General features: G+C 59.2%; 12 protein-coding genes and 1 tRNA gene. 12 read left to right on the top strand and 1 reads right to left on the bottom strand.

Annotated features, from left to right (window positions below):
- Positions 1 to 92: 92 nt before the first annotated feature.
- From ybgC to JN756_RS25645, 10 genes are all read left to right on the top strand, one after another.
- Positions 93 to 548, top strand: a complete 456-nt coding sequence (gene ybgC / locus JN756_RS25690; RefSeq protein ID WP_046382255.1) for a tol-pal system-associated acyl-CoA thioesterase — start codon at positions 93 to 95, stop codon at positions 546 to 548.
- 1 nt (position 549) lies between these two features.
- Positions 550 to 1,245, top strand: a complete 696-nt coding sequence (tolQ, locus tag JN756_RS25685) for a protein TolQ (RefSeq protein ID WP_017847129.1) — start codon at positions 550 to 552, stop codon at positions 1,243 to 1,245.
- Positions 1,246 to 1,268: 23 nt separating this feature from the next.
- Complete coding sequence (gene tolR / locus JN756_RS25680; RefSeq protein ID WP_160384999.1) at positions 1,269 to 1,721, top strand: protein TolR; 453 nt, start codon at positions 1,269 to 1,271, stop codon at positions 1,719 to 1,721.
- The gene (gene tolA / locus JN756_RS25675) at positions 1,721 to 2,794 is read left to right on the top strand and encodes a cell envelope integrity protein TolA (RefSeq protein ID WP_017847130.1); all 1,074 of its coding nucleotides are present in this window, start codon (positions 1,721 to 1,723) and stop codon (positions 2,792 to 2,794) included. Before tolR ends, tolA begins: the two co-directional genes overlap by 1 nt.
- A gap of 17 nt (positions 2,795 to 2,811) precedes the next feature.
- Positions 2,812 to 4,092 (top strand): Tol-Pal system beta propeller repeat protein TolB, encoded by a 1,281-nt coding sequence (gene tolB / locus JN756_RS25670; RefSeq protein WP_046382256.1) that lies wholly within the window; start codon positions 2,812 to 2,814, stop codon positions 4,090 to 4,092.
- Positions 4,093 to 4,144: 52 nt separating this feature from the next.
- Positions 4,145 to 4,645: a peptidoglycan-associated lipoprotein Pal gene (gene pal, locus JN756_RS25665; protein ID WP_003209827.1), complete on the top strand. Its 501-nt coding sequence runs from the start codon at positions 4,145 to 4,147 to the stop codon at positions 4,643 to 4,645.
- A gap of 6 nt (positions 4,646 to 4,651) precedes the next feature.
- Positions 4,652 to 5,482: a tol-pal system protein YbgF gene (gene ybgF / locus JN756_RS25660; RefSeq protein ID WP_046382258.1), complete on the top strand. Its 831-nt coding sequence runs from the start codon at positions 4,652 to 4,654 to the stop codon at positions 5,480 to 5,482.
- Positions 5,483 to 5,646: 164 nt separating this feature from the next.
- Positions 5,647 to 6,294, top strand: a complete 648-nt coding sequence (gene queE, locus JN756_RS25655) for a 7-carboxy-7-deazaguanine synthase QueE (protein WP_017847133.1) — start codon at positions 5,647 to 5,649, stop codon at positions 6,292 to 6,294.
- 16 nt (positions 6,295 to 6,310) lie between these two features.
- The gene (gene queC, locus JN756_RS25650; protein ID WP_162231531.1) at positions 6,311 to 6,985 is read left to right on the top strand and encodes a 7-cyano-7-deazaguanine synthase QueC; all 675 of its coding nucleotides are present in this window, start codon (positions 6,311 to 6,313) and stop codon (positions 6,983 to 6,985) included.
- Between the two features lie 63 nt (positions 6,986 to 7,048).
- A tRNA-Lys gene (locus JN756_RS25645) sits at positions 7,049 to 7,124 on the top strand.
- Between the two features lie 161 nt (positions 7,125 to 7,285).
- Here JN756_RS25645 and JN756_RS25640 read toward each other — a convergent pair.
- A complete protein-coding gene (locus tag JN756_RS25640; RefSeq protein WP_231589869.1) occupies positions 7,286 to 9,286 on the bottom strand; it encodes a hybrid sensor histidine kinase/response regulator in 2,001 nt (666 codons plus the stop codon).
- 313 nt (positions 9,287 to 9,599) lie between these two features.
- Here JN756_RS25640 and JN756_RS25635 point away from each other — a divergent pair, with 313 nt between their 5' ends.
- The gene (locus tag JN756_RS25635; RefSeq protein ID WP_502941073.1) at positions 9,600 to 10,556 is read left to right on the top strand and encodes a hypothetical protein; all 957 of its coding nucleotides are present in this window, start codon (positions 9,600 to 9,602) and stop codon (positions 10,554 to 10,556) included.
- Between the two features lie 241 nt (positions 10,557 to 10,797).
- Positions 10,798 to 11,856: a quinolinate synthase NadA gene (nadA, locus tag JN756_RS25630; protein ID WP_017847137.1), complete on the top strand. Its 1,059-nt coding sequence runs from the start codon at positions 10,798 to 10,800 to the stop codon at positions 11,854 to 11,856.
- Positions 11,857 to 11,888 lie beyond the last annotated feature (32 nt).

The raw sequence follows: 11,888 nt of genomic DNA, 5'->3' as shown, positions 1-11,888 counted from the left end.
CTGGCGTCGTCATTCAGTCGTTAGAAATGTTTCATAGAATGAAAAAACAGTTGCCCAGCCGGATTGGCAACCTGAGGAGTAAGCACTAGAGTATGCGCGCGCAAAACGGGGATCAGTCGTTCGCACATCGCTGTCGCGTTTATTACGAGGACACCGATGCTGGCGGCATCGTGTATTACGTCAATTACCTCAAGTTCATGGAGCGGGCTCGAACCGAGCGGCTACGGGAGCTGGGCTTTGCCCAATCCCAGCTGGCAGGGGAGGACCTGTTGTTTGTCGTGCATTCCAGCGAGGCGCGTTATTACGCGCCGGCGCGATTGGACGATGAGCTGCTGGTCAGCGCTGAAGTAATCGAATTGAACCGTGTCAGCCTGCGCTTTAAACAGCAGGTCAGGCGGGCTGCGGATGCAACGCTGCTCTGTGAGGGGCAGTTCCTGGTGGCGTGTGTGCGCCCCAATAGTTTGAAACCTCGGGCCATTCCCGAAACTCTACGTGCGGCCTTTGCCGCCGTGAGCGGCGCGGGTAAACAATCAAAGCAGGAGATTTAGCGTGGAACCTACCGTCGTCGACCATTCCTCCATGTGGAGCCTGGTCAGTAATGCCAGTGTTGTGGTTCAACTGGTGATGCTGATCCTGTTAGCCGCATCGGTTACATCCTGGGTCATGATTTTTCAGCGCAGCAACCTGCTGCGTGCCGGTCGACGTGCCCTGGAGAGCTTCGAAGAGCGCTTCTGGTCGGGTATCGACCTGTCCAAACTGTATCGCCAGGCCGGTAGCAACCCTGACCCGGATTCGGGCGTCGAGCAGATCTTCCGTGCCGGCTTCAAGGAGTTCTCGCGCCTGCGCCAGCAGCCGGGCGTCGATCCGGAAGCGGTCATGGAAGGCGTGGCCCGTGCCATGCGCGTGGCCATCTCCCGCGAAGAAGAGAAGCTGGAGCAGAGCCTGCCGTTCCTCGCCACCGTGGGTTCCGTCAGCCCGTACATCGGCCTGTTCGGTACCGTGTGGGGGATCATGAACTCCTTCCGCGGCCTGGCCCAGGCCCAGCAAGCGACCCTGGCCACCGTGGCCCCGGGTATCGCCGAAGCCCTGGTTGCCACCGCGATCGGCCTGTTCGCTGCGATCCCGGCGGTTATCGCCTACAACCGCTTTGCCGCGCGCGGTGAGACCCTGATCAGCCGTTACTACACCTTCGCCGACGAATTCCAGGCGATCCTGCACCGTAAAGTGCACACCAGCGAAGAATAAGCAGGTACTCCCCGATGGCTTTAATCACTCGAGCACGAACCAAGCGCAAGCCGGTCGCCGAGATGAACGTAGTGCCTTACATCGACGTGATGCTGGTGCTGCTGGTGATCTTCATGGTGACCGCGCCGATGCTCAACCAGGGTGTGAAGGTTGATCTGCCCAAGGTTTCCAGCGAAGCCTTGCCCCAGGACAACAACACCCAGGTGCTGACGATTTCGATCAAGGCTGACAAGACCTACTACTGGAACCTTGGCAGTGAAGTCGATACGCAGAAACAACAGGACAAGGCCCTGACCTTGCCGGCGATGACCGATGCGGTGACCAAGATCATTCGCTCCGGCAACGAAGGCGGCAAGCACACCCAGGTGTTCATCCGCGGCGACAAGTCGGTCGACTACGGTTCCGTCATGGGCGCCATGGGCGGGCTGCAGAAGGCCGGCGTCGGTAACGTTGGCTTGATTACCGAGGCGCCCTGATGCACCAACAGCGAGAGCCGTCCGCCTCGGAAAGCTACTTCTGGCCTAGCGTCTGGGCAATTGCCCTGCACGTCCTGGTGTTTGGCATGCTGTTCGTCAGCTTTGCCATGACCCCGGACCTGCCGCCAGCCAAGCCGATCGTGCAGGCGACCCTGTATCAGCTGAAATCGAAAAGTCAGGCCACTACCCAGACCAATCAGAAGATTGCGGGTGAGGCCCAGAAGTCGGCTGCGCGCCAGACTGAAGTCGAGCAGATGGAACAGAAGAAGGTCGAGCAGGAAGCAGTGAAGGCTGCTGCGGAACAAAAGAAAGAAGAGGCGGCTCAAAAGGCCGAGGAATCGAAAAAGGCTGACGAAGCGAAGAAGGCTGACGAGGCGAAAAAGGCTGATGAAGCCAAGAAAGCCGAGAAAGCTGCCGAAGCTAAAAAAGCCGAAGAGAAACAATTGGCTGATATAGCCAAGAAGAAATCTGAAGAAGAAGCCAAAAAAGCTGCCGAAGAAGAGGCCAAGAAAAAGGCCGCTGAAGACGCCAAGAAAAAGATAGTCGAAGACGCGAAGAAGAAAGCCGCCGAAGACGCCAAGAAAAAAGCTGAAGCAGACGAGGCGAAGAAGAAAATCGCCGACGACGCGAAGAAGAAAGCTGCCGCCGATGCCACCAAGAAAAAGGCCCAGGAAGCAGCGCGTAAATCCGCCGAAGAGAAAAAGGCCCAGGCCTTGGCAGATTTGCTCTCCGACACGCCGCAGCGTCAGCAAGCCTTGGCCGATGAACGTGGCGATGAAGTCGCGGGCAGTTTCGACGACCTGATTCGGGCGCGGGCAGCAGAAGGCTGGACACGTCCGCCTTCGGCACGCAAAGGCATGACAGTAGTGCTGCAGATCGGCATGTTGCCGGACGGTACGGTGACTTCGGTCAGCGTGGCCAAGTCCAGTGGTGACGGTTCGTTCGACAGTTCGGCGGTCGCGGCGGTCAAGAATATTGGCCGGTTGACCGAGATGCAGGGAATGAAACCAAGCGACTTCGCTCCCTATCGTTCATTCAAGATGACATTCACACCTGAGGATTTAGCCTTGTGAGAAACCTTCTTCGAGGAATGCTTGTCGTTATTTGCTGTATGGCAGGGATAGCGGCGGCGGATGAAAAGAACATCCTGGTCACCAGCGGTAGCGATCGGGCCACCCCGATCGCCGTTGTACCGTTCGGCTGGCAGGGCGGCAGCGTGTTGCCGGACGACATGGCCCAGATCGTCAGCGACGACCTGCGCAACTCCGGTTACTACGCGCCGATTCCCAAAGGCAACATGATCAGCCAGCCGACCCAGGCCAGCGAAGTCATCTTCCGCGACTGGAAAGCCGTGGGCGCCCAGTACCTGATGGTCGGCAGCATCGTGCCGGCCGGCGGTCGCCTGCAGATCCAGTACGCCTTGTTCAACGTGGCGACCGAGCAGCAGGTCTTGACCGGCAGCGTATCGGGCACCGCCGAACAACTGCGCGACATGGCCCACTACATCTCGGACCAGTCGTTTGAAAAGCTCACCGGTATCAAAGGGGCTTTCTCGACACGTCTGCTGTATGTAACGGCCGAGCGTTTCTCCGTAGACAACACGCGCTACACGCTGCAGCGTTCCGACTATGACGGCGCGCGCGCTGTGACCTTGCTGCAATCGCGTGAACCAATCCTGTCGCCGCGCTTCGCGCCGGACGGCAAGCGCATTGCCTACGTGTCCTTCGAGCAGAAGCGTCCGCGCATCTTCGTCCAGCACATCGATACTGGCCGTCGTGAGCAGATCACCAACTTCGAAGGCCTCAACGGTGCGCCAGCCTGGTCGCCGGATGGTTCGCGCCTGGCTTTCGTGCTGTCCAAGGACGGCAACCCGGATATCTACGTGATGAACATGGCTTCGCGCCAGATCAGCCGCGTGACCAGCGGTCCTGGTATCAACACCGAACCGTTCTGGGGTAAAGATGGTTCGACCATCTATTTCACCTCCGACCGTGGCGGCAAGCCTCAAATTTATAAAACGAGCGTGGGTGGCGGTGGCGCGGAACGCGTGACCTTTATTGGTAACTACAACGCCAACCCTAAGCTTTCGGCTGATGAAAAGACGTTGGTGATGATTCACCGTCAGGATGGTTTCACTAATTTCCGGGTTGCGGCCCAGGATTTGCAGCGCGGAACCGTAAAAATCCTTACAGATACCAACCTAGATGAGTCAGCCACTGTTGCGCCCAACGGCACCATGGTAATCTACGCCACCCGCCAGCAGGGCCGGGGAGTCTTGATGCTCGTGTCCATTAATGGACGCGTAAGGCTCCCGCTTCCTACCGCACAAGGCGAAGTCAGAGAACCATCCTGGTCCCCTTACCTGAACTGACGCGGCGCTACATGATTTGCTTAACACACTGGGGTTCATTAGGAGTTTCACGATGGAAATGCTGAAGTTTGGTAAGTTTGCTGCTCTGGCTCTGGCTCTGTCCGTAGCCGTTGGTTGCTCGTCTAAAGGCGGCGACAATGCCGGTGAAGGCGCAGCTGTTGATCCAAACGCTGGTTATGGCGCCAACACTGGTGCAGTTGACGGCTCCCTGAGCGAAGAAGCTGCTCTGCGCGCAATCACCACTTTCTACTTCGAATACGACAGTTCGGACCTGAAACCAGAAGCCATGCGCGCTCTGGACGTTCACGCGAAGGACCTGAAAGCTAACGGCGCTCGCGTTGTTCTGGAAGGTAACACCGACGAACGTGGTACTCGCGAGTACAACATGGCACTGGGCGAGCGTCGTGCGAAAGCCGTTCAGCGCTATCTGGTACTGCAAGGTGTTGCTCCAGGCCAACTGGAACTGGTTTCCTACGGTAAAGAGCGTCCAGTTGCTACTGGCCACGACGAGCAGTCCTGGGCTCAAAACCGTCGCGTCGAACTGCGTAAGTAATTCGTCATGCGAACGTGCCGTCGTGCTCTAACTGTATTGGCTCTCAGCCTCGCGCCGCTTGCGGTGTGGGCTGCGGTTCCTGTGGAAGATAGCAACTCAGGCTATAACAATAGCGGGAGCAGTTATCCGCCAGCAGGTTATGGCACGAACGGCGCCTATGCTGGGGGGGCGGCTACGTCCGCTCCCTCGGCACAGGGCGAACTGTTCAACCAGTTGCAACGCATGCAGGATCAATTGTCGCAGCAACAAGGCGCCATTGAAGTTCTGCAGAATCAAGTGAACCAGCTGAAGCAAGAAGGCCTGGAGCGATACCAGGATCTTGATCGACGCATAGGAGCCGGCGTTACACCTGCCGCTACTCCTGATAATTCTTCTGCCGGTGGCGCGCCAAGTGCCGCCGCCGGTGGTGCTGCAGCAGGGGCCGCCGCCGCAGCCCCTGCCGCCAGCAGCGAACCGGGTGATCCGGCGAAGGAAAAACTGTATTACGATGCAGCCTTCGACCTGATCAAGGCCAAGGATTTCGACAAGGCCAGCAAGGCCTTCACCGCATTCCTCGGTCGTTACCCAAACAGTCAGTACGCGGGCAACGCCCAGTACTGGCTGGGTGAGGTAAACCTGGCAAAGGGTGATCTGCAGGGGGCGGGCCAGGCATTTGCCAAGGTCAGCCAGCTGTACCCCAAGCACGCCAAGGTGCCGGATTCGCTGTACAAACTCGCTGACGTAGAACGCCGCCTGGGTCACACCGACAAGGTCAAAGGCATTCTGCAGCAGGTCGTTGCCCAGTATCCGGGGACTTCCGCTGCCCAGTTGGCTCAACGCGACCTGCAGCGCTTGTAAGCGATGCTGTCCGTTTAGAAGAAACCCGCGCCTGGCGCGGGTTTTTTCGTTAGAATCCACGCCCTTTTATGAAACACGCTTCCTGGGGTTTACGCGTTGGCGGAATTCCTTGAAGTGCCTGACGGAGGCGGACAGCCTGTTTAGCTGTTACGCCCGTGGCGACTATGCAAGACACATTACGCATCACCGAAGTTTTTTACTCGTTACAGGGTGAAACGCGAACGGCCGGCCTGCCCACAGTATTTGTGCGCCTGACCGGTTGCCCCCTGCGTTGCCAGTACTGTGACAGCGCCTACGCCTTCAGTGGCGGCACCGTGCGAACCCTTGAAGACATCCTTGAACAGGTTGCCGGTTACCGGCCGCGCTACGTCTGCGTGACCGGCGGTGAGCCGTTGGCGCAACCCAACGCCATCCCTTTGCTCAAGCAGCTGTGTGACGCCGGTTACGAGGTGTCCCTGGAAACCAGCGGCGCCCTGGATATTTCCGCGGTGGACCCGCGTGTAAGCCGAGTGGTCGATCTCAAGACCCCTGGCTCCAAAGAGGCACATCGCAACCTCTACGAGAACCTGGACCTGCTGACGGCCAACGACCAGGTCAAGTTCGTGATCTGTTCCCGCGACGATTACGACTGGGCGAGCTCCAAGCTGATCCAGTACGGCCTGGATCGCCGCGCGGGCGAGGTGCTGTTCTCTCCAAGCCATCACGACCTGAACGCACGCGACCTGGCCGACTGGGTGGTGGCTGATAACCTACCGGTCCGTCTGCAACTGCAACTGCATAAATACCTTTGGAACGACGAGCCAGGACGCTGAAATGACTGAACAACCGATTGATCAAAAACGTGCGGTAATCCTGCTGTCCGGCGGCCTCGACTCCGCCACGGTGGTGGCCATGGCGCAGGCTGAAGGCTACACCTGCTACACCATGAGCTTCGACTACGGCCAGCGCCATCGCGCCGAGCTGAACGCCGCTGCCCGCGTCGCTCGCGACATGGGTGTGGCCGAGCACAAGGTCATTGGCCTGAATCTCAACGGCATCGGCGGCTCGGCGCTCACCGACAGCAGCATCGACGTGCCGGAAGCCCCCAGCGAAGGCATCCCGATCACCTACGTCCCGGCGCGCAACACCGTGTTCCTGTCCCTGGCCCTTGGCTGGGCGGAAGTGCTGAATGCGCGCGATATCTTCATCGGCGTCAACGCAGTGGATTATTCCGGCTACCCGGACTGCCGCCCAGAGTTCATCGAGTCGTTCGAACGCATGGCCAACCTGGCGACCAAGGCTGGGGTAGAGGGGCAGGGCTTCCGTATCCTGGCGCCGCTGCAAAACCTCAGCAAGGCCGATATCGTGAAGGCTGGCGTAGGGCTTGGCGTCGATTATTCGCTGACTGTTTCCTGCTATCAGGCAGACGATGACGGCCGTGCTTGTGGGAAATGCGACAGCTGCCGACTGCGTGCAGAAGGCTTCAAAATGGCCGGAATTACGGACCCAACGCGTTATTTTTGATTTATTTAAAATAAGGTGTTGAATAATCCTTAGAAATCAGTATTATACGCGCCACAACACAGCGGGTCGTTAGCTCAGTTGGTAGAGCAGTTGGCTTTTAACCAATTGGTCGTAGGTTCGAATCCCACACGACCCACCATTTTTGGCGGTTTAGAAAATCCGGAAGGCCCACGCAAGTGAGGATTTCCGGGTTTTTTTTTGCCTTGTGAAAAGCCCGTGCAAGCTGCCAAGTCCCACCACATGCAACCCGCCTTCCGATGCTGAAAGGCGACAGCGTGCTGATCCTAAAGTCGCGTCGACCTACTCCACCCCCATCAAGCCGCCCAGACGGCCCTTGACGACCTTTTGCAGGAGCAAGGCCAGCGTCTCGGTGGCATAGGGTTTCTGCAGCAGTACAAAACGCTTGGCTTCTTCTTGGGCAATGCGCGCGTATTCGTCGTTGTAGCCGGTGGTGAGCACCACCGGCAGCCATGGATAGAGCGTTTCGATCGCGTCGAGCAGTTCCAGGCCGCTCATGCCGGGCATGGAGATGTCGGAGAACACCACCTGGAAACTTTCCGGGTTGGGGGCCAGGGCTTCCAGTGCGCTCTTGGCGTCCGGCACCCACAACACGTGAAAGCCCATCTGTTCCAGGGTCTGCGAGGTGTAGAGGCCAACGTCAGCATTGTCCTCGACCATCAGCACGCACAAGTTCGAGATGATCGGTACGCGATGGTTGTCCTGGGCGGTCGGGATCGTGCTGGCCTCGACCTTGGGCAGGTACAACGTAAACTGGCTGCCTTTGCCGCGTTCGCTCTGCACCAGAATCTCCCCGCCCGACTGTTTGGCAAAGCCGAACACTTGCGACAAGCCCAGCCCGGTGCCTTGGCCGATGCCTTTGGTGGTGTAGAAGGGTTCGAAGATGGCGTCGAGTTTTTCTGGCGCAATGCCTGATCCGGTGTCGCTCAATGCGATGGTCACGTAGTCGGCGACCCGCCCCGGGTGGGCGCGCACCGACGGCAGCCAGGCGGCTGTCGCGACCTGGATGGTCAAGTGGCCATTGCCGGCCATGGCATCCCGCGCATTGACCACCATGTTCACCAGCGCGGTATCGAACTGGCTTTCATCGGCGTTTATAAAGCAGGGCTCATCCGGCACTTCGATGGTGACCTTGATCCGCGAGCCAGTCAGGCTGTCCATCATCTCGCCCACCCGCAACACGCTGTCGCCGACATTGAATACTTCCGGGCGCAGGGCCTGGCGGCGGGCGAAGGTCAGCAGTTGCGCGGTCAGGCGGGCGGCGCGGTCGACGGTGCTGGCGATGGCATCGATGTATTTGATGCGCCGCACTTCACTCAGGGATGGGGTCTTGAGCAGGTCGGCGCAGGATTTGATTACCGTCAGCAGGTTATTGAAGTCGTGTGCGACGCCGCCGGTGAGTTGGCCAATGGTTTCCAGTTTCTGGGATTGGCGCAAGGCATCTTCCGACAGGCGCAGGGCGTCCTTGGCTTCTTCTTCGGCCTGGATATCCCGGCCCACCGCATGGATGTAATCGCTGTCGGGTACGGCGGTCCAGGCGATCATGCGATAGCTGCCATCCTGGTGGCGGTAACGGTTCTTGAAGTTGGGGAAGTTCTTGCCGTCTCCCAGGCGGCTGACTGCCGATGCGGAGTCGGCCAAGTCGTCCGGGTGAACCAGGGCCAGCAACTGGCTGCCCACCAAGTCGTGTTCGGCGTGGCCGAGCATGCGAGTCCAGGCTGGGTTGACGGCGGAGATCACGCCGTCGAGTTGGGCCACCAGCATCAGGTCCGGGGACAGGCGCCAGATGCGGTCGCGGTCGCGGGTGCGTTCCACCACCCGTTGTTCCAGGGACTCGTTGAGCTTGCGCAGTGCTTCTTCGGCTTCACGCAGGGCCGTGATGTCGCGGGATACGCAGAGGATCTGTTCCGGCCGGCCGTTACTGCCCAGGATCGGGCTCACCTGTACATGCCACCACTTCAGGTTACCGGCCAGGGTCTGGGCCGGGCCGATAAAGCTGGCGCTTTCGCCGTTTCTGGCGGCCTGTACGGCGGCCTTGGCGTCTAGGTTGCCTTGATCCTGCCAGAAATCGGGCCAGGAGCAGCCACGGATGGTGTTGAAGTCACTGACCTCCATGATGTTTTGGCCGCCTTCGCTCATGAACGTGAGGCGGGCATCGAGATCGAGTACTTGGATGCAATCGTTGATGCTGGCCAGTACGCGCTCGGTGAACGCTTCGTTTTGGCTCAGGCCGGAGGTGGCCAGTTCGCTGACCTCAGAGCCCATCCCGACGGTGCTATTCATTTGAGTTTGGCCGAGCGGGTTAAATGGCCTTCATCATGTCATTAAGATACCTCCCCCCACCAGCGACTTCCTTGCGCACTGCACTGCTTTTGCTGTGGGAAGGCATTGGATAATGCCGGCACGTTTTGTACATATTCCTACGAGCGATCGCGCGGTATGTGTGGCGTTGACTTACAGCTCCTGAGTCTGCGCGATGCGGCAAAGAGGCGGTTTTTTTGATGTGGCTCTTTGCCACTTATTTCGGCTTTAATGCTGTCAATACGCGGCGTATCTTGGCTAGATTGGAGGCTAAGCTTTCAAGACATGGACTGTCATGACTACGCTAACTCCGATCATCGCTAGCAATCCCCTCATTGTTCGCGCTGTAGCCACACCGCTCGCCATTTCGGCGAACACTGTCGATGTCTTGCCGGTGCGACCTGCGTCGGTGGTCAGCCTCGGTAATCCGGCTGCCGATGTCGTTGATATCTACTCCCGAGACGGGCAGATGCCGGGTCGGGAAAGTGTGCGGGCCTGGGAAAATAGCAGCCAGGACGCAGTCAGCAAGATCATCAACACCCGCTTTAACTCGACCTCCACGGCCAGTCGCTACAGCGGCTTGGGGGCAGCATTGGTGGCGCAGTTCGCCAAAGGCGGCGGCGCGGACATTTCACAGTCGGTGCTCAACACCACGGCCGACCGGGCCGGGAGCGATAAAGGCTTGCTGACCGGTCTGGCGGACTTCAAGGCTTCCCTCAAGCAGGCCGTAGACAGCTCCAACCCGATGCGCCCTTCAGAGGTCGACAGCTTTTCTTACAATGTGTCGCAAAAAAACCAGGTTAATGGCCGCAGCAGCGCGGATCGCAGTGTCACCCAGAACCAGCAATCGGTGCTTTCGGCGAGCTTCCACAAAGGCCTTGATGGTGGGAAACCGCCGGTGTTTGATGGCAGTCGCGAATCGCAGAATTACCTGTATGTGCACGTACAGGACAGGGTCAGCAGCACCGCGAGCTTTGCCTATACAGACAGCCAATTGACCCGTGCTTCCGTCACACAGTCGGCTTCCCAGAATACCCACACGCAGAAGTATGTGATGGCCAACCTGGTAGAAGACACCGTGGTGCCGAAGGAAGGCTCATCCAAGCGTGACTACTTGGCGCTGCTCGAACACGCGGGCAGGGAAAGCAAAAAATCCAAGGATGCGCTGGAGCAGTCGACGTTGAAGGATGCATTGGCGAAGATGCATGACTCAGTCCTGTTGCAGGATGATCCGGATGTGCTGATGCGCTGAGGTTCATCGTGGTCAACGCGCGAAGCCCCAGTGATGCGCCTTCGCGTTTTTTTTTGCCCGACAGATGCGTCGCGCCGTGCCAGATTAGGCTTTTGAATCCATTCGATATTCTGTAGCCTTGCGCAGCTTCACCTTAACCCGTGCTTGATGACATCATCACTTCGTCCGGCGGCGCCTGAAGGGCTCCAGAGCCGGTGGTACACTCGACTTTCGCGCAACGGCGCCTGCAGGTCTTGCGAACATGACGCAAATTTCCGAACGCCTTCTGGTTCAAGCCCACCTCGACGCCAAGCAGCCCAAGGCCCTCAGTGCCGAGGAAGAGGCTAGCCTGCGTACCGCCATCGCCGCCGAGCTCAAAGCTCAGGACGCGGTGCTGGTCGCCCACTTCTATTGCGACCCGGTGATTCAGGCCCTGGCCGAAGAAACCGGCGGCTGTGTCTCCGACTCCCTTGAAATGGCACGCTTCGGCGCTGCTCACCCGGCCAAGACCGTACTGGTCGCCGGTGTGCGTTTCATGGGCGAGACGGCCAAAATCCTTACCCCCGAAAAACGCATCCTGATGCCGACCCTGGAAGCCACGTGCTCCCTCGACCTGGGCTGTCCGGTGGAGGAGTTTTCCGCGTTCTGCGATCAACACCCCGAACGCACGGTGGTGGTGTATGCCAACACCTCGGCGGCGGTCAAGGCGCGGGCGGACTGGGTGGTGACTTCCAGTTGCGCGCTGGAAATCGTCGAAAGCCTGATGGACAACGGCGAGACCATTATCTGGGGGCCGGACAAGCACCTGGGTACTTACATTCAGCGCCAGACCGGTGCCGACATGCTGCTGTGGGACGGTGCGTGCATCGTCCACGAAGAGTTCAAGTCCAAGCAGCTGGAAGACATGAAGGCGCTGTACCCGGACGCGGCGATCCTGGTCCACCCGGAATCCCCGACCTCGGTGATCGAACTGGCGGATGCAGTGGGTTCCACCAGCCAACTGATTGCCGCCGCTCAGCGTTTACCGAACAAAACGTTCATTGTCGCCACCGACCGCGGCATTTTCTACAAGATGCAGCAGCTGTGCCCGGACAAGGTCTTCGTCGAAGCGCCTACCGCCGGCAACGGCGCGGCGTGCCGCAGTTGCGCGCACTGCCCGTGGATGGCGATGAATACGCTGGAGCGCACGCTGCAGTGCCTGCGTGAGGGCAGCAACGAGATCTTCGTCGAGCCTTCGGTGATCCCGCAGGCGGTGCGCCCGCTCAAGCGCATGTTGGACTTCACCCAGGCTGCGCGCCTGAAGCTGGCCGGCAACGCCTGACCCGGTCGAACATGTGGGAGGGGGCTTGCCCC

This window comes from Pseudomonas sp. Y39-6, from assembly GCF_023651955.1.
Taxonomy (GTDB): domain Bacteria; phylum Pseudomonadota; class Gammaproteobacteria; order Pseudomonadales; family Pseudomonadaceae; genus Aquipseudomonas; species Aquipseudomonas veronii.
This window is presented reverse-complemented; position numbering and strand designations above follow the sequence as displayed.

What these genes read in the sequence shown, in the direction of transcription:
- ybgC (WP_046382255.1), top strand. Translation starts at nt 93, where the DNA reads ATGCGCGCGCAAAACGGGGATCAGTCGTTCGCACATCGCTGTCGCGTT.
- tolA (WP_017847130.1), top strand. Translation starts at nt 1,721, where the DNA reads ATGCACCAACAGCGAGAGCCGTCCGCCTCGGAAAGCTACTTCTGGCCT.
- tolB (WP_046382256.1), top strand. Translation starts at nt 2,812, where the DNA reads ATGCTTGTCGTTATTTGCTGTATGGCAGGGATAGCGGCGGCGGATGAA.
- pal (WP_003209827.1), top strand. Translation starts at nt 4,145, where the DNA reads ATGGAAATGCTGAAGTTTGGTAAGTTTGCTGCTCTGGCTCTGGCTCTG.
- ybgF (WP_046382258.1), top strand. Translation starts at nt 4,652, where the DNA reads ATGCGAACGTGCCGTCGTGCTCTAACTGTATTGGCTCTCAGCCTCGCG.
- queE (WP_017847133.1), top strand. Translation starts at nt 5,647, where the DNA reads ATGCAAGACACATTACGCATCACCGAAGTTTTTTACTCGTTACAGGGT.
- JN756_RS25640 (WP_231589869.1), bottom strand. Translation starts at nt 9,286, where the DNA reads ATGAATAGCACCGTCGGGATGGGCTCTGAGGTCAGCGAACTGGCCACC.
- JN756_RS25635 (WP_502941073.1), top strand. Translation starts at nt 9,600, where the DNA reads ATGACTACGCTAACTCCGATCATCGCTAGCAATCCCCTCATTGTTCGC.
- nadA (WP_017847137.1), top strand. Translation starts at nt 10,798, where the DNA reads ATGACGCAAATTTCCGAACGCCTTCTGGTTCAAGCCCACCTCGACGCC.